Below are 17,536 nucleotides of genomic sequence, written 5' to 3' on the forward strand. Positions count from 1 at the left end.
TGACTAGTGCCGCGTCAGCCGGGGTTTGCCCGGTAGCGAGGTGACCTGGTGCGGTCAGCTGCAAGGCGCCGGATCGGCCTCGTAGTGTGGGCCTACTCGGTCGATCGGGCAATGCAGCAGATGGCCGTGCCAGGGCGGCGAGCGGGCCAAACCCTGGCTGACGCGGCACTAGAGAACCCGGGCCGGCCTCGGCGCTCGCCGGGGCCGGCCTATGGCCGGCCGCTCTCGGCCCGGCGCCTGGCGCGCCGGGCCTCCCGCGCGTACGGCAGATACCGCAGCCGCTCCGGCAGCAGGGGCACCACAACCCCTACGACCTGTCCGAAGCGCCGCAGCCGGCGCTCCTGCCGGTCGGTCCAGTCCAGCCCGATCGCCTCGCGCGCGTCCGGCGGTATCAGCCCGATGGTGAGGAAGCGCCTGAAGCGCGCCAGCGGAGGCAGCAGCAGCGGCCAGGCGGCCCGTATCAGAAGGCGCACCAGCCGCGGGCCCCGGTCGGGCGGCGGTATCGGCCGGTCGATGGCGACCAGCTCTCGCGCCACCACCGTCGCCTCCAACTCCTCGCGCAGCACGCGGCGGTAGTACGGCCAGAAGTCCTCGATCGTCTGCGGCATGTCGCGGTCGCGGATGCCCAGGATCCGGCCGAGCTGCAACAGCTCGGCGTACAACTGCTGCTCCTCCGCATCGGTGAACGGGCTGCCCAGACGGCGCTGGATGTGCCGGTACATCGGGAAGCTGGTCGCGTGTACCCAGGAGTAGGTGGCGGGGTCGAGCGCGTGGTAGCGGCGGCCGTGGGCGTCGGTGCCCTGGATGGTCCGGTGGAGTTTCCGCAGTCTGCGGCCCTCCTCGACGGCGGCCTCGCCGCCGTACACCCACAGCTGCACCGAGGCGAGCGAGCGCCGGCCCCGGCCCCACGGGTCCGTACGGAAGACCGAGTGCTGATCCACGCCCGCGCCCACGGCGGGGTGCGCGACCTGCATCACCATCGCCGAGGGCAGCCCGAGGACGCTCCGGACCTCCCCCGCGATCTCCCATAGGATTCCACCGCCGGGCAGCGGCTCCGGGACCGCGGACTCCCGGCGCGTACGGACGTCGTGCACGGTGGTCACGCTTCCATCATCGTTCCGTTTCCCCCCGACGGTCCCAGCGCTCTTCGCGACCTCACCCGCCGGCGGCCTGGGGACCTGGGACCGCTGGTTGGCGGGCCGGGGCGCGCTGCAGAGCACGTCGTCGGAGCGGCCTCTGCGCCATGCCCTCACAGGCCCAACTGCCCTGTAGATCGGGCGAGTTTATCCAGACGAACCCCGGGACACCTCGCTGTCTTTCCGCAATCATGGACGGGCGGAACCCACATCTGTGCTGACCTTCGACAACGGGGAGAACCGGTGGACAAGATCGCCGCAGCCATACGCCGCAATCGCAGGAGCCTGCTCCTCATCGCTCTCGGCTCCCTGTGCCTGCTGCTGCACGGTGTGGTCTTCGCCCAGCTCGACACCAGCATGCCCATGCCCGACTTCAAGGACCCGCTGAACTTCGACCTCAGCCACATGCAGGAGCAGACCGACACCTGGACCCGGATCATGGGGGTCTCGACCGTGCTGCCCATGCTCGGGCAGGCGCTCCTCATCGCCGGCTTGCTCGGCTGGGTGCTCCAGCAGTCCCATAGCGGCGACCGCGACTGAACGGGGCGGTGCGCCCGTGGATCTGTTCTTCGGCTGGCTCGGCGTCGTCCTCTCCGTGATCGGTATCGCCGTCGGCGCCCGCGTCGCGTTCGTCATCCACCGACGGGAGACGACCAAGCGCCTCGGCTACCGTGTGGTGACCCATACCCCCCTGGTTTCGCAAGGTGCCGGCTCGCTGGAACTGCTGACCATCCGCTACGACGATCGCCGCCTGGACGACCCCCGGCTCGTCGTTCTTCAGATCAGCAACCCGGGCAGTGCGGCCGTTCAGCCGGGGGACTTCCAGAACAACCTGCGGGTGTTCCTGGAGGGTGGTGCCCACGTCGTGTCCGTGGTGGGCGCCACGGTCGGGCCGGGGTCGGGCGCCAACCCGCCCTCCATCATCTTGGCAGAGGGCGGCGAGCTGGAGGTCTCTCCGCTACTGCTCAATCCCGGCGACTTCATCGAGCTGCAGGTACTGCTGGATGGCCCCTTCAGCGGGGTACGCGTCGTGGGACATCTGGCAGACGTCAGATCGATCGAGGATCTGAGCGGCCGCGAACTGCCCGACCGCGCCCGCATCGTCCTCTCTCCCTACGGGATCCTGTTGGGAGTGCTGCTGCTGGCCATTCTGGGCACCGCCATCTGGCTGATGACCTCCCTCTTCCCGGACCGGGAACGCAACCCTGCCCCACCGCGCCAGAAGTTCTCCGTAGCGCTGGGCGACACCATCGGGCAGGACACCCCCAAGAAGGGGGCGGGAACCATCGAGGAACCGGGGGCGATCGACAGCTACACCTTCTCCGCGAAGACGGCTCAGCGCATCTACATCCAGCGGCTGGACTGCGACAACTCCTACAGCGTGCAATTGCAGTTGTCGCGCCCCGGCGGCAAGCCAGTGCCCAACTTCGACGGATACTCGTTGAGCTGTAGCTCCGGCACCAATGCGGTGACTCTGCCAGAGACCGGTCAGTACACCTTGCGGATCGGCGGAGGGTCCGTCGGTGGCTCGCCCGGAACCTACGGTTTCAAGCTGTGGGCTTCGCCAATCGAGCGCCACGAAACCCCGATGCGAAGCCCGGTCAAGGGAAAGATCGAAGCACCGCGCAGCCAGGACTTGTACACCTTCCACGCGGACCGGGGAGAGGTGATCCGCTTCGACGTGGAAACCCAGAGCAGACTGGGCCTCAGGTGGAGCCTGCGCGGTCCGAAAGACTCGGTCGTCGATGACGAGATGCTCTTCGGGTCCACCATCGGCCCATTCAGGTTCGAGGCCGAAGGCGAGTACACCTTGACCATCTCCGGCGACCAAGACGACACCGGGTCCTATGTGCTGTCTCCGCATCGCAAACCGTCTGGCTGAGTGCGCATACCGCCTGGCCAAGTGCGCGCCCCTCCCGGCCCGGCGGCTACTGCCGTCCGGCAGCCGTCGGCCCCCGGCCCCGTGGTCCGTGGGCGGCTCGCGACGCAGAGGTCTTCCCTGCGCAGGCGCACGTAGTTGCGGCCGCTGAGCCGGCTCTGGGTGACTGCTCGCGGCGGCAACCAGCCGGGAGGCGGCCGTCGCGGCCCCCACCGCACCTTCCCCGGCGCGTACGCCCTCACGCAGTTGAACGCAAGGTTTCAACAGGACTGGTGAGACAGCAATACTGTTGCACCGGACCGATAAACAGGGAGAGAGCGAGGCCGGGGCCGATGGCACAGCAGACGACACCGGAGGCAGAGTCTTCCGCCCAGGAGGACATCAGTCTCACCGTCGACGAGCTGGCGGCGCGCGCGGGGGTCACGGTCCGTACGATCCGCTTCTACAGCACTCGCGGCCTCCTGCCCCCGCCCGCGATAGGCCCGCGCCGCGTCGGCCGGTACGGCCATGGGCACCTCTCCCGCCTCGCGCTGATCGAGGAGCTGCAGCACCAGGGCATGACGCTGGCCGCCATCGAGCGCTATGTGCAGCAACTGCCGCCGGACATGAGCCCGTACGACCTCGCCATTCACCGCGCGCTGGTCGCCTCCTGGGTGCCCGACGCCCCGGAGGAGGCGACCCGCGAGCAGCTTGAGCGGCGGATGGGGCGCGCACTGACGGACACCGACATCGACCGGCTCGCGGCGATGAGCGCCCTGGAACGGACCGACGACGACGGCGTCTTCCGGATCGACCCGGGCCAGCTGCACCTGGCGGTGCGGCTGCTGGACGTACCGCTGTCCCTGGAGTCGATTCTGGCGGCGCGCACGGCCGTCATAGAGCACGCCCGGTCCGCGGCGCGCGAGCTGAGCCGGCTCTTCCGCGCCGAGGTGTGGGTGCCGGAAGGCGAAGCGAAGCCGGACGCGGAGCGGGTGGCCCGGGTCAAGTCGCTGTCGGCGCATATGCAGCCGCTGGTTGTACAGGCGCTGGTGACGGCCTTTCAGCGGTCGATGAAGGAGGAGGTACGGGGCTTCTGGCGCGAGGAGGGCTGACGGCGGCGCCTGCCTCCACACCGTACGACGCGCAGTTCGCCTGGCCGCAGGGCGTCACACGGGGCGTCGCGCGCTGCCGCCGCTCGCACCTGACTCGCTCCGGAAGACGTTTTCCCCCGCGATGCGGCTGGCCTGAGGAGCTTGCTCGAGTCCGTGGGCCAGCGGGCGCGGCCGGATGACGGATCCGGCCGCGCCCTGGCAGTCCGTACTGAGGTCAGGCGTCAGTGAAGGTCTCGCCCTTCTCGGCCTTCTCCAGCAGCAGCGGCGGGGGCGTGAAGCGGTCGCCGTACGCCGCCTGCAGCTCGCGCGCGCGGGCCACGAAGCCGGGCAGACCGCCCTCGTAGCCATTGATGTACTGCAGCACACCGCCGGTCCAGCCGGGGAACCCGATGCCGAGGATGGAGCCGATGTTCGCGTCGGCGACGGAGGTCAGGACGCCCTCCTCCAGGCAGCGGACCGTGTCCAGAGCCTCGGAGAAGAGCATCCGCTCCTTCATGTCCTCGAACGGGATCGAGACATCCTTCTTCGTGAAGTGCTCCCGCAGGCCCGGCCACAGGCCTGCCCGCTTGCCGTCCACGTACTCGTAGAAGCCCGCGCCGCCGCTGCGCCCCGTACGTCCGAACTCGTCGATCATCCGGTCGATGACCGCGTCGGCCGGGTGGGCCTCCCAAGTACCACCGGCCTCCTCGACCGCGCGCCTGGACTCGTTGCGGATCTTGCGCGGCAGGGTGAGGGTCAGCTCGTCCATCAGGGACAGCACCTTGGCCGGGTAGCCGGCCTGGGCCGCCGCCTGCTCGACGGAGGCCGGGTCGGCGCCCTCCCCCACCATCGCCACACCCTCGTTGATGAAGTGCCCGATGACGCGGGAGGTGAAGAAGCCGCGGGAGTCGTTGACCACGATCGGGGTCTTCTTGATCTGCCGGACCAGGTCGAAGGCCCGCGCCAGCGCCTCGTCACCGGTCTTCTCGCCCTTGATGATCTCGACGAGCGGCATCTTGTCGACGGGTGAGAAGAAGTGCAGGCCGATGAAGTCCCGCGGCCGCTCAACTCCTTCTGCGAGGTGCGTGATGGGGAGCGTGGAGGTGTTGGAACACAGCAGCGCATCGGGCGCGACAATGCCCTCGATCTCCTTGAACACCTTGTGCTTGAGCGCCGGGTCCTCGAAGACCGCCTCGATGACGGCGTCGCAGCCCGCCAGGTCCTGCGGGTCGGCGGTCGGGGTGATACGGCCCAGCAGCTCATCCCGCTTGGCCTCGGTCGTACGGCCCTTGGCGATGGCCTTGTCCAGCAGCCCCGCCGAGTACCCCTTGCCCTTCTCCGCCGCCGCGAGCGAGACGTCCTTGAGTACGACGTCGATCCCCGCCTTGGCGCAGGAGTAGGCGATGCCGGCGCCCATCATGCCCGCGCCGAGCACGGCCACCTTGCGGACCTGGCGCGGCTCGATGCCCTCCGGCCGGCTTCGGCCCGCGTTGACGGCCTGGAGGTCGAAGAAGAACGCCTGGATCATATTCTTGGAGATCTGGCCGGTGACCAGCTCCACGAAGTACCGGGCCTCGATGATCTGCGCGCTCTCGAAGTCGACCTGGGAGCCCTCGACGGCCGCCGCGAGAATATTGCGCGGAGCCGGGTACGGGGCGCCCTGCAGCTGCTTCTTCAGATTCGCCGGGAAGGCGGGGAGGTTGGCGGCGAACTTGGGATGCGACGGAGTACCGCCGGGGATCTTGTAGCCCTTGACGTCCCAGGGCTGCTGCGACTCCGGGTGGGCGTCGATGAAGGCACGGGCCTTGCTCAGCATGTCCTCGGGCGTGTCCGCGACCTCGTGGACCAGGCCGGCCTCCAGCGCGCGCCGCGGGTTGTACTGGGTGCCCTGGAGCAGCACCTTCAGCAGCGCGTCGGCGACGCCGAGCAGCCGGACCGTACGGGTCACACCGCCGCCGGCCGGGAGGAGACCGAGGGTGACCTCCGGCAGGCCGATCTTCGAGCCGGGCGCGTCGAGTGCCACGCGGTGGTGGCAGGCGAGCGCGATCTCGTAACCACCGCCGAGAGCCGCCCCGTTGATGGCGGCGACGAGGGGCTTGCCGAGGGTCTCGATGCGGCGCAGGTCGCGCTTGATGCCGTTGCCGATCTCGAAGGCCTGCTGGGCCTGGTCGGGGGTGATGGCGATCAGGTCCCGCAGATCGCCGCCTGCGAAGAAGGTCTTCTTGGCGGAGGTGACGATGATGCCGCGGACGCTGTCCTTCTCGGCCTCCAGGCGGTCGGCGACAGCCTCCAGGGAGGCCTTGAAGGCCTGGTTCATGGTGTTGGCGGACTGGTTCGGATCGTCCAGGACGAGGGTGACGACGCCGGTCTCGTCCTGCTCCCAGCGGATGGTGGTGGGCTCGCTCATCAGGCTTTCTCCGTAAGGGGGGTGGGGCGGGACGGTCAGAGACGTTCGACGACGGTGGCGATGCCCATGCCGCCGCCCACGCACAGCGTGGCCAGGCCGTACCGCTGGTCGCGCCGCTCCAGCTCGTCGATGAGTGTGCCGAGGATCATCGCGCCGGTGGCGCCCAGCGGGTGGCCCATGGCGATCGCGCCACCGTTGACGTTCACCTTGTCCAGGCTCAGGCCCATCTCGCGGACGAAGCGCAGTACGACGGCCGCGAAGGCCTCGTTGATCTCGACGAGATCGATGTCGTCGATCGTCAGCCCCGCCTTGGCCAGCGCCTTGCGGGAGGCGGGTGCCGGGCCGGTGAGCATGATGGTCGGGTCGGCGCCGGAGACGGCGGCCGAGACGATCCGGGCGCGGGGGGTGAGCCCGTAGCGCTCGCCGGCCTCGCGGCTGCCGATGGCCACGAGGGCCGCGCCGTCCACGATGCCGGAGGAGTTGCCCGCGTGGTGGACGTGGTCGATGTGCTCCACCCAGTGGTACTTCTGCAGGGCCACGGCGTCGAACCCGCCTGCCTCGCCGATCATGGCGAAGGACGGCTTGAGCGCCGCCAGGCTCTCGACCGTCGTGCCGGGCCGGATGTGCTCGTCGTGGTCCAGGACGACCAGGCCGCTGCGGTCGGTTACGGGCACCACCGAGCGGTTGAAGCGGCCGTCCTTCCATGCCTCGGCGGCCCGCTCCTGCGACTGGGCGGCATACGCGTCCACATCCGTACGCGAGAAGCCCTCGACGGTGGCGATGAGGTCGGCGCCGATGCCCTGGGGAACGAAGCCGGTCTCGAAGCTGGTCATCGGGTCCATGGCCCAGGCGCCGCCGTCCGAGCCGATCGGGACCCGGGACATGGATTCGACGCCGCCCGCGAGGATCAGGTCCTCCCAGCCGGACCGTACCTTGGCGGCCGCCAGGTTGACGGCCTCCAGGCCGGAGGCACAGAACCGGTTCTCCTGGACGCCCGCCACCGTGTCCGGCAGTCCGGCCGCGATGGCCGCCACCTTGGCGATGTCGGAGCCCTGGTCGCCGAGCGGGCTGACGACGCCGAGCACGACGTCGTCGATGGCCGCCGGGTCCAGATCGGGGAAGCGGCGGCGGATTTCGTGGATGAGCCCGACGATCAGGTCGATGGGCTTGGTGCCGTGCAGCGCTCCATTGGCCTTGCCGCGCCCGCGCGGGGTGCGGATGGCGTCGTACACGTACGCTTCGGTGGTCAAGGTCTGCAGCCTTTCGAGCTTTTGCGGGTGAGGGCGGGTCAGGCGAGCAGGGAGCGGCCGATGATCTCTTTCATGATCTCGGTGGTGCCGCCGTAGATGGTCTGGATACGGCCATCGGTGAAGGCCTTGGCGACCGGGTACTCGGTCATATAGCCGTAGCCGCCGTGGAGTTGCAGACAGCGGTCGGCGGCGCGCTTTTGCAGCTCGGTCGCCCACCACTTGGCCATCGAGGCGTGTACGGCGTCGAGTTCACCGTTCGCGTGGTCGACTATGCAGCGGTCGAGGAAGGTACGGGTCACCGCGCATTCGGTGGCCATCTCGGCTATCTCGAAGCGGATGTGCTGGAGCTTGGACAGCGGCCGTCCGAAGGCCTCGCGCTCCTTGACGTACTGGGTGGTGATCTCCAGCAGATGCTCGGCCCCGGCGATCGCGGCGACCGCGATGCTCATGCGCTCCTGTACGAGGTTGGTCATGAGGTGGACGAACGCGCCATTCAGCTCACCGAGCAGGTTTTCCTTCGGGACCTTGACGTCGCGGAAGAACAGCTCGGCGGTGTCCTGGGCCTTCTGGCCGATCTTGTCGAGGTTGCGGCCGCGTTCGAAGCCGGCCATGCCGCGCTCGACGACGAGCAGGCTCAGCCCGTGCGCCCCGCCCTCGGGGGTCGTCTTCGCCACCACGATCACCAGGTCGGCCAGGATGCCGTTGGAGATGAAGGTCTTGGAGCCGTTGAGCTGCCAGTGGTCGCCCTGGTCGGTGGCGGTGGTGCGGATGCCCTGCAGATCCGATCCCGCGCCGGGCTCGGTCATGGCGATGGCGGTGACGGTCTCGCCCGTACAGAAGCCGGGCAGCCAGCGCCGCTTCTGCTCGTCGGTGGCCAGTCCTGTCAGATACGGGCCGATGATGTCGTTGTGCAGACCCAGCGCGAGGCCGGGGGTGCCGGCCCGGGTGAACTCCTCGGCGAGCACCGCGCTGTAGCGGAAATCGTCGTTCCCGCCGCCTCCGTACTCCTCCGGGACCGCGAAGCCGAGGAGCCCCTGGCGCCCGGCGGCCAGCCAGGCGTCGCGGGAGACGACGCCGTCCCGCTCCCACTGCTCGTAGTGCGGCAACACCTCCTTGGTGAGGAAGGTGCGGACCGTCTCGCGGAACGCGTCGTGGTCCTCGGTGAAGATCTGGCGCTTCATCTCAGTCGTTGCCTTCCTCGGCGAGGGCAGGGACGTCCCAGTCGCGGGCCACCTCGGCGGTGTCCGCACCGGGCCGGACGGGTGGCCGCCGCACGGCGCCTGGGGTGCGGGAGAAGCGCGGGGCGGGCGCGGGCTGGGTGATGCCGCCGTGGTCGGTGAAGGTGCCGCGGGCGGCGAGGTGCGGGTGGGCCGGGGCCTCGCGCAGGGACAGTACGGGGGCGACGCACGCGTCCGATTTCTCGAAGACCGCGGTCCACTCCTCGCGCGTACGGGTCCGGAAGCGGTCGGCGATGGCGGCGCGCAGCTCGCCCCAGCGGGCGGAGTCGGCGCGGTCCGGCACCTCGTCCTCGATGCCGAGCAGCTTGATGAATTCGTCGTAGAAGCGCTGCTCCAGCGCTCCGACCGCCATATGGCCGCCGTCGGCGGTCTCGTAGATGCCGTAGAAGGGGGTGCCGCCGTCGAGGAGGTTGGCTCCGCGCCGGTCCTGCCAGCCGCCGGCCGCCAGCATGCCGTGGATCATCGCGGTCAGGTGCGCGGTGCCGTCCACGATCGCGGCGTCTACCACCTGGCCTGAGCCGGTCGCGCGGGCGTGCTGCAGCGCGGCGAGGACGCCGATGACGAGGTAGAGGGAGCCGCCGGCGTAGTCGCCGAGGAGGTTCGCGGGGATGGCGGGCGGCTCGTCTGGGCGGCCGATCATGCCCAGCGCTCCGGTGATGGCGATATAGCCGATGTCGTGTCCGGCGCGGTCGGCCAGCGGGCCGTCCTGGCCCCAGCCGGTCATCCGGCCGTAGACGAGCTTGGGGTTACGGGCCAGGCACTCCTCCGGGCCCACGCCCAGCCGCTCCGCCACGCCGGGGCGGTAGCCCTCGATGAGCACGTCCGCGCGCTGCGCCAGGTCGAGCACCGCGGCGGGGCCCTGCGGGCTCTTGAGGTCCAGCAGCACCGAGCGCTTGTTGCGGTTGGTGATGTCGAAGTCGGGGTTGATGTTCAGCCCGTGGCCACCGGGGCGGTCGACCCGTACGACGTCGGCGCCGAGGTCGGCGAGCAGCATGGCGGCGAACGGACCGGGGCCGATACCGGCCAGCTCCACGACCCGCACCCCGGCCAGCGGACCGTTTCCTGACCCTGCCATCAAGCCCCCAAGGGTGTGACACCTTTGATGTAACATCAGTGATGCTAAGAACGTGTTTCACTCTGCACAAGCCCTGAGGCGCCAATGCGTGGTTTTCGCGCGTTAGTGCGCTTTCATCCCGTCCAGGGCGTGTGTCCCGCGGTCGCCGGTGAAGATCCCCAATGCGGCCGGGCGCGGCCGTCCGGTCGACGGGCGACCGCGGGTTCCTCAAGAGCCCATGATGCCCCCCACCCGCCGCGGTGCGGCGGGTGGCACGGCCGCCACTGCCTCGCGGCGGGTTCGGGCAGCCACAGCTGCGGACGCCGACCGACGCGCTACGTGATCGCTTCGCGCCGGGTATGTCCCCCACCCGCCCCGTTTGTGGAGCGACGGCTCCTACCATGAGCGGCAACTGCCTGACTGAACGCATGCTCCCGGTCAAACATCCCGAACAGCGGCAGCGGAACCACAACCGCTATGGACAGCCACCGGCCCTCCCCGGCGGCCCATCCACCGACCGCTGCTACACCCCCCGCCATGAACGGCAACTACCTGACCCAGCGCATGCTCTTGGTCAAATGTCCTGGGGGCTGACAGTGGGACTACAACGGCCTTGCACAGCCACCGGCCGGCCCCGGAGACCAAGCTCGCCGCCTGTAAGGTGCTGAGTCCAAAGTCGTTCGGCAATTTCCGTGCGGACGAGTGTGATCGGCACGAAGTCGAAGCCGTCGAGCACATAGCCGACCCACGCGGCGAACATCGACTTCCACTGGCGGCCGGACACCTCGCGGTACCAGCGCTCCTGGGCCGTGGTTATAGCAGGTCTCCCTCCTCGAGGAGTTGGCGTACGGACTTCACCGCCTCATCGCCCAGCGGGACCTGCGGGGCGGCGGTGGCCGGGCAGTCGATGACGCCGAGCAGGTGCAGGGCTGCCTTGAAGCCGCCGAGCGCCGAGGAGCTGCCACTCATGGCCGAGGCGTCGCCAGCCTCGGTGAGGGCGTAGAGGGCGGCGAGCCGGTCCTGTTCAGTGGCGGCCTCGGCCCAGCGGCCGGCGCGGGCGTGCTGGTAGAGGCGTACGTATCCGGCCGGGTCGACATTGCCCAGGCCGGGTACGACCCCGTGGGCGCCGGCGAGCAGCGCCCCGTCGACAGCGAGCTCGGAGCCGGTGAGCACGGAGAAGGTGTCCAGCAGACCGCGGCGGCGCAGCGCGACGAGGAGGCGGCGAAGAGCTCCGTCGTCACCGCTGCTGTCCTTGAGGCCGACGAGGGTGCCGTCCGCGGCGAGTTCGAGGACGGTCGCGGCGGGGAGCTTGACGTGCACGGCGGTCGGGATGTCATAGGCGAGCAGCGGCAGATCGACGGCGGCGCGGATGCGGCGGAAGTGGTCGGCGATCTCGAGGGGGTGGGTTCGGGTGTAGAAGGGGGCGGTGGTGACGAGGGCGTCCGCGCCGAGGCCCGCGGCGGCGCGGGCATGGTCGAGCACGCGCGCGGTCGTCATGTCGATGGCCCCCGCGAGCACCGGCACCCGTCCGTCGGCCGCGTCGACGACCGTACGCAGCGCGGTGCGCCGCTGGGCGTCGCTCAGGTACGCCGCCTCGCCGCTGGAGCCGAGCGCGAAGAGGCCGTCGACCCGGGCGCCGATGAGCCGGTCGACGAGCGAGCGCAGCGACCGGGTGTCGACGTCGCCGCCGGGGGTGAGCGGGGTGCACAGCGGGGGGACGACACCGGTGAGGGGGGTGGGGAGGGGCATTGCGGGGCTCCAACTGCTTTACGACAACCGTCAGGAAATGCGGGCTATTTGGACGTTGGACGTCCTATATGTCTGGGGCGACAGTGCCGGAGGCGGCACACGTCGTCAAGGTTGGGGGGCGGCGTGGCGGCGGGTTCCCCTTGGCGGGCCTGGCGGGTACGGCGCCGCGCCGTGGGGCGGCCGGGGGCCCGGGCCCTCCGGGGTGGGGGTCCTGGACTGGACTGCGCATTCTCGGGCCCTGGCGGCCCTGGGGGCACACCCAGCGAATAGCTGGGTGCCGCGTTACGTCCAGGACCCCCACTCGCCCCTGGCCTTCGGCATGGCGAACGCCAACGACACCCGGTCCCCTCACGTGCAATGACGGCTGCCGGTCGGCATGGTGACCGGCGCCGAAGATGCCGCTCTGGATCGGCCGCTGGCCGCACGGGCGGCCGTGTGGCGGCTCGCGGCCCCGGCTGTCGAGCTCGAGGGCTGCATCCGCGATCCGGCCACGCCCGGGAGCGTCTGGTTGACCCGCCGTCAGCGGGCTCTTACCGTTGGGTAACTTGACGGCTGGGATGGAACGGAGCGGCGGGCGTGCGGCGGACCTACGACATCGTGCTCTTCGGCTCGACAGGCTTCACCGGCGGGCTCACCGCCGCGTACCTGGCGCGGCACGCCCCGGCCGAGTGCCGCTGGGCGCTGGCCGGCCGCAGCACCGCCAAGTTGGAGCGGCTGCGCGAGCGGCTGACCGAGCTGAATCCCGACTGCGCCCGCCTGCCGCTGCTGCAGGCCGACGCGGGCGACGCGCAGACCCTGCGGAAGATCGCCGCCGATACCCGAGTGGTCGCCACCACCGTCGGCCCGTATACGGCCCACGGCGAACCGCTGGTCGCCGCCTGCGCCGCTGCGGGCACCGACTACGTGGATCTGTGCGGGGAGCCGGAGTTCATCGACCGGATGTATCTGCGCTATCACGCGCGGGCGTCCGAGACCGGGGCCCGTCTGATGCACGCGTGCGGCTTTGACTCCGTCCCGCACGACCTGGGTGTGTACTTCACCGTCGGCCTTCTGCCGGAGGGCGCGCCGCTGCGCGTGGACGGTTTTGTACGTTCCAACGGGACGTTCTCCGGCGGAACCTTCGCCTCCGCCCTCACCGCGATGTCCCGGCCGCTGAGCATGGCCCGCACTGCCAAGGCGCGGCGGCGCGCCGAGCCGCGCCCGGTGGCCGGGCGGCAGGTCCGGGCGCCGCTCGGCGCTGTCCATCACAGCCGGGACGTACGGGCCTGGGCGCTGCCGCTGCCGACCATCGACCCACAGATCGTCGCCCGCTCCGCGGCAGCGCTGGAGCGGTACGGCCCCGACTTCCGCTACCGGCACTACGCCGCCGTCAAGCGACTGCCCATCGCCGTTGGCGGGGTGACGGCCATCGGAGCGCTGTCCGTCGTGGCCCAAGTCCCCTGGGTGCGAAACCAGTTGTCCGCTCTGCGCAAGCCGGGCGAGGGCCCGGACGCGGACCGGCGCGCCCGCAGCTGGTTCACCGTGCGGTTCGTCGGCGAGGGCGGTGGCCGGAAGGTGGTCACCGAGGTCTCGGGCGGGGACCCGGGCTACGACGAGACGGCGAAGATGCTGGCCGAGTCCGCGCTGTGCCTCGCCTTCGACGAGCTCCCGCAGACGGCGGGGCAGGTCACCACGGCGGTCGCGATGGGCGACGCGCTGACCGCGCGCCTGACCCGCGCGGGTCTGGCCTTCAGCGTCGTCGAATCCCGCTGAGACAGCTGTCAGTCCTCAGGCCGGTGCTGTGGGCATCGACGAGGGCGCCGATGCGGGTGAGCACGGCATCGGCGGGCTTGTGGGTCGGCAACTGCTCCAGGCGATGTTGCCCACCCGAGCCACTGGGAGTGGATCCGCAGAGCCTATCCGGCAGGCATAGCGCCCGCCGGCCGTGCCGGCTGGAGAAGGTGAAGAAGTCCGGCTGACGCCGGTTCGTCCTCGGGGATTCGTTCAACTCATGTACGAGGTCGCCACTTTGAGAGCGCTCTCGGTTGACGTCGCCCGTTGGTCTGTACCAGAGTGGGGCGCCAACGACGGCGCGTCGCCGCTTCACAAGCGGGATTGGGGCGAGTTTGTGTGTCCCAGTAGCCGTCTGATTCTGGCTGCGCGCCACCGTCCGCCGGTCGCGTCGCATACTGCCTCCCCCCCCCACATCAGGAGGTTTCATTGGGTACCCGCAGGAAGCTCGTATCCCGCAGGAAGTTTCTCTTCACCGCCGGAGCAGTAGGAGCGGCAGCGGCTTCCGCTCCCTTGTGGTCCAACAACCTGGGAACGCGCGCGTCCGCCGCGCCCTCCACCTGCGAGCTGGCGTTGGAGTCCAAGGCATCGTCCGGCACGATGAAGGCCTATGTGACCGGCCGGGAGGTCGGCACGGACAAGTGGATGCTGCTGCGCGCGGACGGCGAGCCGTTCTACCCGGAGTCGCCGTCCAAACCGCAGACCCCGCTGCCCGTGGACTGCTCCATACCGCTGTCGAGCTCCCGGCCCACCGTCCTGACGCTGCCGCAGATGTACGGCGCCCGGATCTACTTCGTCCGTGACGACACGCTGGATTTCTTTGTCAATCCTGGGCCGGCGCTGACCGAACCCGCCTTCGCCACCAAAGAGGATCCGAACTTCAACAAGATCTGGTCCTTCTGTGAGTTCACCTTCAACTCGGAGCAGCTCTTCGCCAACATCAGCTACGTGGACCTGGTGACCGCTCTGCCGATCGGCCTCACCCTGGAAGGGGACGCCACGCACAGGGTGAAGGCGCTCCCGGACGGGGCGGTGGATGCCATCGCCAACGACCTGGCCGCCCAGGCCAAGAAGGACGGCCAGCCCTGGGACAAGCTGATCCTGCGCGGAGAGGGAGACAGGGTGTTGCGGGTGGTCTCCCCGCAGACCGTGATGGCGCCGTTCTTCGAGCAGCCGGACCAGATGCCCTTCGGCTCGGTCTTCGATCACTACATCGACCAGGTGTGGGAGAAGTACCGCGATGCCGACTTGAAGGTGGACCTCCAGGGCGGGCGCGGAGTGCTGACCGGTCGGGTGAAGGGCAACGCGCTCACCTTCGAGGGCGGGCACACCTTCGTCAAGCCCGTCTCCCGCGACATCTTCACCTGCAACCACGGGCCGTTCGCCAACAACCCCCAGGACTCCGACGACAAGAAGGGGCTGCTCGCCCGCTTGGCGGCCGCGTTCAACCGCAGCACGCTGCTGACCCACCCGGACCAGCCGAACGGCACCAAGACCGCGGACTACTACCAGGACCCCTCGACCAACCACTGGGCGAGGATCGTGCACGCCAACAGCCCCATCGGCTACGCATTCCCCTACGACGATGTGCGCCCCGACGGTGAGCCGGACGTCTCGGGCGCCGCCAACGACGGCAACCCGCGCCGCTTCACCGTCAGCGTCGGCTAAAGCCGGTTTGGCATGCCGCCAGCGCCGAGAGCCCGGGACCCATGAACAGGCCCTGGCGGCAGCCTTCCGCCCCGGCTACTCCGGCAGCAACCCGATCACCGGCTCGTACTCGCTGCCCGACGGGAAGGCGTTCGCGGACGACTTCCACACCTTCGCCGTCGAGTGGTCCCCGGACGCGATCGCCTGGTCCGTCGACGGCAAGGAGTACCAAGGAGATCGGCGGAGCCCCGCGCAGCGTCGGCCCAGCAGCCGGGAAGGGCTCAGCCGATGGGCTGCTGGCGGTAATTCTCCAGGCCCGGCGCCGTGCGGGTCATGGTGAACTCCGTGATGCGGTAAGCGCAGACCTCCTCCTGGACAAAGGGGTCGCTGGCGACGATGGCCTCCATCCGGTCGCGGTCGTCGCCGACCGCGAGGATCACACCGCCGTCGCGCGGCCTCTTGCGCCCCGAGGCGACGAACACCCCCGCCTCGAACTGCTCGTTCACCCACTCCAGGTGGGGTTCGAGCAGGGCGTCGACCTCGTCCATCGGCCCGGTGTAGGTGAGCTCCAGTACGAACATGATCAGAGCGTACGCGGCGGGGCCGGACGGTTCGCGCACCGGCCCCGACCGGCCGGTGCCTTCCCGGCGGTCAGCCGGTCACCGCCGCCGCGAGCGAGCGGCGGCACAGCGCGTCGGCGCGCCGCGTCGTCTCCGGCAGCCGGTAGCGCGGGGCCAGCCTCAGCGTATGGGCGCAGGCGTGGTCCAGTCCGATGCCGTGCCCCACGGACACGAACACCGGCTTGACCCCCTGCCGCGTACGCAGCGCCCGCCCCACGACCTCCCCGCCGTCCAGAAGCGGCGTCCAGGCACCCCGCCCCGGCCCCGGGCTCCTCGTACGCGAACGCGTAGGGCGTCTTCGCGACCCCGAAGGAGGGGATCCCGGTGAGCACTCCCAAGTGGCTGGCCAGGCCCAGGCGGCGCGGGTGCGCGATGCCGTAGCCGTCGCAGACCACCAGGTCCGGCGGGGCGCTCAGCTTCTCCAACGCGACCAGGACCGGCGGGAGTTCGCGGAAGGCCAGCAGCCCGGGTACGTACGGGAACGAGACGTGACCGACCGCGGTCGCCTCCTCGAGCACCTCGAGGGTCTGCGGGTCCAGGACGACGGCAGCCGCGGCGACCTGGCCGGACTCCTCGTCGTAGGCCACATCCACCCCGGCGATCCGCCCGCTGATGCCGGGGGCGGGGCCCTTGCTCACACGATCGACCAGGCCGCGCAGCCGCAGCTGCTCCGCGACCGCCTCGGCCTCCGTGCCGGGCCACTCCCCGCCTGTCCGTCCCATGGCAGCTGTCCTATCAGGTCGCGGGCGACTGTGTCGTTCAGGTCGCCCGCACCCACAGCGCCACAGTGACGACCATGCCGACCACCCACACCGCCGCCGCGAGGGCGGCCACCGCCAAGGCCGCCTTCATCGCACCGTCGACCGCCGTGCGGTGCGGACGGCCCTGCGGGTACTCGGTGCTCGCGATCTTGTTCATACCGGCATCCTGGCCAGCCCGCCCGCGCCCGCACATGAGTGCGGCTACTCATCCGTCTGCGCATGAGTACTGGTGCGTGGGGGTACCGCGCGTTCCTAGAGTGGGCCGAGACGGCGTGAGGAGGGCCGTTGCCCGGGTGCCGCCGTGACAGAGGTCACGCTCCTCCGGTGCACGGATCCGGCTTCCCCGTCGTCTCACCGGGTGAGCGACACAGGCGCAGCAGCAGTGGCACCACAGCGACACGGACCGCACCCACGACCGCGAGGAGGCAGGCGTTGTCCCCTGTCATAGACCAAGCCGCCCAGGCGAGCCTCATCACCTCCGGGGACCGGATCCAGGACATACCGGTGGTGCTGCGCTACCGGCGTGACGACCCGCTGGCCGTCCGCTTCTGCTTCCCGCCGCAGGTGTCGCTCGCCGGTGCGGATGTGTCCTGGGTGTTCGGGCGCGACCTGCTGGCGGCTGGGCTCAAGGCGCCGGCGGGCGACGGCGATGTGCACGTACGGCCGGCCGGCACGGACGCGACGGTGCTGGAGTTCCACGCCTGCGCCGGCACGGCCATGGTGCAGATGCTCTCTGCTGACCTGCGCGTCTTTCTGCGGCGGTCGTACGCCATGGTGCCCCGGGGCCTGGAACATACGCACCTCGACCTGGACCGCGTACTGGCGGCGCTGCAGCGTGAGGCCTGAGCGAATCTGCCGTTCGACCACGGGTGACGAGCCGCCAGCGCCGCCCGGAAGCGCTCGCCGCTCGACAGTGTGCCGAGCGGCTGGTTGGCGCGTGCGCCTCCGATCTTCA

General features: G+C 70.1%; 14 protein-coding genes and 3 pseudogenes. 7 read left to right on the plus strand and 10 right to left on the minus strand.

Annotated elements, in window-relative coordinates:
* Positions 1-209 precede the first annotated feature (209 nt).
* Entirely contained in the window at positions 210-1,103 is an 894-nt protein-coding gene (locus ACY34J_RS15385) for an oxygenase MpaB family protein (protein ID WP_462727040.1), read from the minus strand.
* A 276-nt stretch (positions 1,104-1,379) separates the two neighbouring features.
* On the opposite strand from ACY34J_RS15385, the gene ACY34J_RS15390 reads away from it, so the two are divergent.
* The 3 genes from ACY34J_RS15390 to ACY34J_RS15400 all read left to right on the plus strand — a co-directional run bounded on the left by ACY34J_RS15390 (position 1,380) and on the right by ACY34J_RS15400 (position 4,106).
* A complete protein-coding gene (locus ACY34J_RS15390) occupies positions 1,380-1,676 on the plus strand; it encodes a hypothetical protein (RefSeq protein ID WP_462727041.1) in 297 nt (98 codons plus the stop codon).
* Between the two features lie 16 nt (positions 1,677-1,692).
* Positions 1,693-3,018 (plus strand): PPC domain-containing protein, encoded by a 1,326-nt coding sequence (locus ACY34J_RS15395; RefSeq protein WP_462727042.1) that lies wholly within the window; start codon positions 1,693-1,695, stop codon positions 3,016-3,018.
* 329 nt (positions 3,019-3,347) lie between these two features.
* A complete protein-coding gene (locus ACY34J_RS15400; protein WP_462727043.1) occupies positions 3,348-4,106 on the plus strand; it encodes a MerR family transcriptional regulator in 759 nt (252 codons plus the stop codon).
* Between the two features lie 214 nt (positions 4,107-4,320).
* On the opposite strand, the gene ACY34J_RS15405 is transcribed toward ACY34J_RS15400, so the two are convergent.
* The 6 genes and pseudogenes from ACY34J_RS15405 to ACY34J_RS15430 all read right to left on the minus strand — a co-directional run bounded on the left by ACY34J_RS15405 (position 4,321) and on the right by ACY34J_RS15430 (position 11,783).
* Positions 4,321-6,492 carry a 3-hydroxyacyl-CoA dehydrogenase NAD-binding domain-containing protein gene (locus ACY34J_RS15405; RefSeq protein WP_462727044.1) on the minus strand — a complete coding sequence of 724 codons (2,172 nt, stop codon included), beginning with the start codon at positions 6,490-6,492 and terminating at the stop codon, positions 4,321-4,323.
* A gap of 35 nt (positions 6,493-6,527) precedes the next feature.
* Positions 6,528-7,742, minus strand: coding sequence for an acetyl-CoA C-acetyltransferase (locus ACY34J_RS15410; protein ID WP_462727045.1), 1,215 nt, complete (start codon positions 7,740-7,742; stop codon positions 6,528-6,530).
* A gap of 38 nt (positions 7,743-7,780) precedes the next feature.
* Complete coding sequence (locus ACY34J_RS15415; protein WP_462727046.1) at positions 7,781-8,923, minus strand: acyl-CoA dehydrogenase family protein; 1,143 nt, start codon at positions 8,921-8,923, stop codon at positions 7,781-7,783.
* A 1-nt stretch (position 8,924) separates the two neighbouring features.
* Positions 8,925-10,055 carry a CaiB/BaiF CoA transferase family protein gene (locus ACY34J_RS15420; RefSeq protein ID WP_462727047.1) on the minus strand — a complete coding sequence of 377 codons (1,131 nt, stop codon included), beginning with the start codon at positions 10,053-10,055 and terminating at the stop codon, positions 8,925-8,927.
* A gap of 582 nt (positions 10,056-10,637) precedes the next feature.
* Positions 10,638-10,794: pseudogene (locus tag ACY34J_RS15425) on the minus strand (MFS transporter); the annotation flags it as partial.
* Between the two features lie 53 nt (positions 10,795-10,847).
* Complete coding sequence (locus ACY34J_RS15430) at positions 10,848-11,783, minus strand: dihydrodipicolinate synthase family protein (RefSeq protein WP_462727048.1); 936 nt, start codon at positions 11,781-11,783, stop codon at positions 10,848-10,850.
* A gap of 576 nt (positions 11,784-12,359) precedes the next feature.
* Between ACY34J_RS15430 and ACY34J_RS15435 the strand changes: the two genes are divergently transcribed.
* The 3 genes and pseudogenes from ACY34J_RS15435 to ACY34J_RS15445 all read left to right on the plus strand — a co-directional run.
* Positions 12,360-13,535: a saccharopine dehydrogenase family protein gene (locus ACY34J_RS15435; protein WP_462727049.1), complete on the plus strand. Its 1,176-nt coding sequence runs from the start codon at positions 12,360-12,362 to the stop codon at positions 13,533-13,535.
* A gap of 447 nt (positions 13,536-13,982) precedes the next feature.
* Positions 13,983-15,221, plus strand: a complete 1,239-nt coding sequence (locus ACY34J_RS15440) for a glycoside hydrolase family 64 protein (RefSeq protein ID WP_462727050.1) — start codon at positions 13,983-13,985, stop codon at positions 15,219-15,221.
* Between the two features lie 28 nt (positions 15,222-15,249).
* A pseudogene (locus tag ACY34J_RS15445) lies at positions 15,250-15,453 on the plus strand (family 16 glycosylhydrolase); the annotation flags it as partial.
* A 28-nt stretch (positions 15,454-15,481) separates the two neighbouring features.
* Here the strand turns inward: ACY34J_RS15445 and ACY34J_RS15450 are convergent.
* The 3 genes and pseudogenes from ACY34J_RS15450 to mmpA form a co-directional block, all read right to left on the minus strand.
* A complete protein-coding gene (locus ACY34J_RS15450) occupies positions 15,482-15,781 on the minus strand; it encodes a YciI family protein (protein WP_462727051.1) in 300 nt (99 codons plus the stop codon).
* Between the two features lie 70 nt (positions 15,782-15,851).
* Positions 15,852-16,542, minus strand: a pseudogene (locus tag ACY34J_RS15455) (endonuclease V).
* A 37-nt stretch (positions 16,543-16,579) separates the two neighbouring features.
* Complete coding sequence (gene mmpA / locus ACY34J_RS15460) at positions 16,580-16,738, minus strand: morphogenic membrane protein MmpA (protein ID WP_462727052.1); 159 nt, start codon at positions 16,736-16,738, stop codon at positions 16,580-16,582.
* Positions 16,739-17,013: 275 nt separating this feature from the next.
* Here mmpA and ACY34J_RS15465 point away from each other — a divergent pair, with 275 nt between their 5' ends.
* The gene (locus ACY34J_RS15465) at positions 17,014-17,427 is read left to right on the plus strand and encodes an SsgA family sporulation/cell division regulator (protein WP_462727053.1); all 414 of its coding nucleotides are present in this window, start codon (positions 17,014-17,016) and stop codon (positions 17,425-17,427) included.
* The last annotated feature ends 109 nt before the right edge of the window (positions 17,428-17,536 follow it).

The sequence above is a fragment of the Streptomyces sp. HSS9-12 genome (assembly GCF_054963655.1).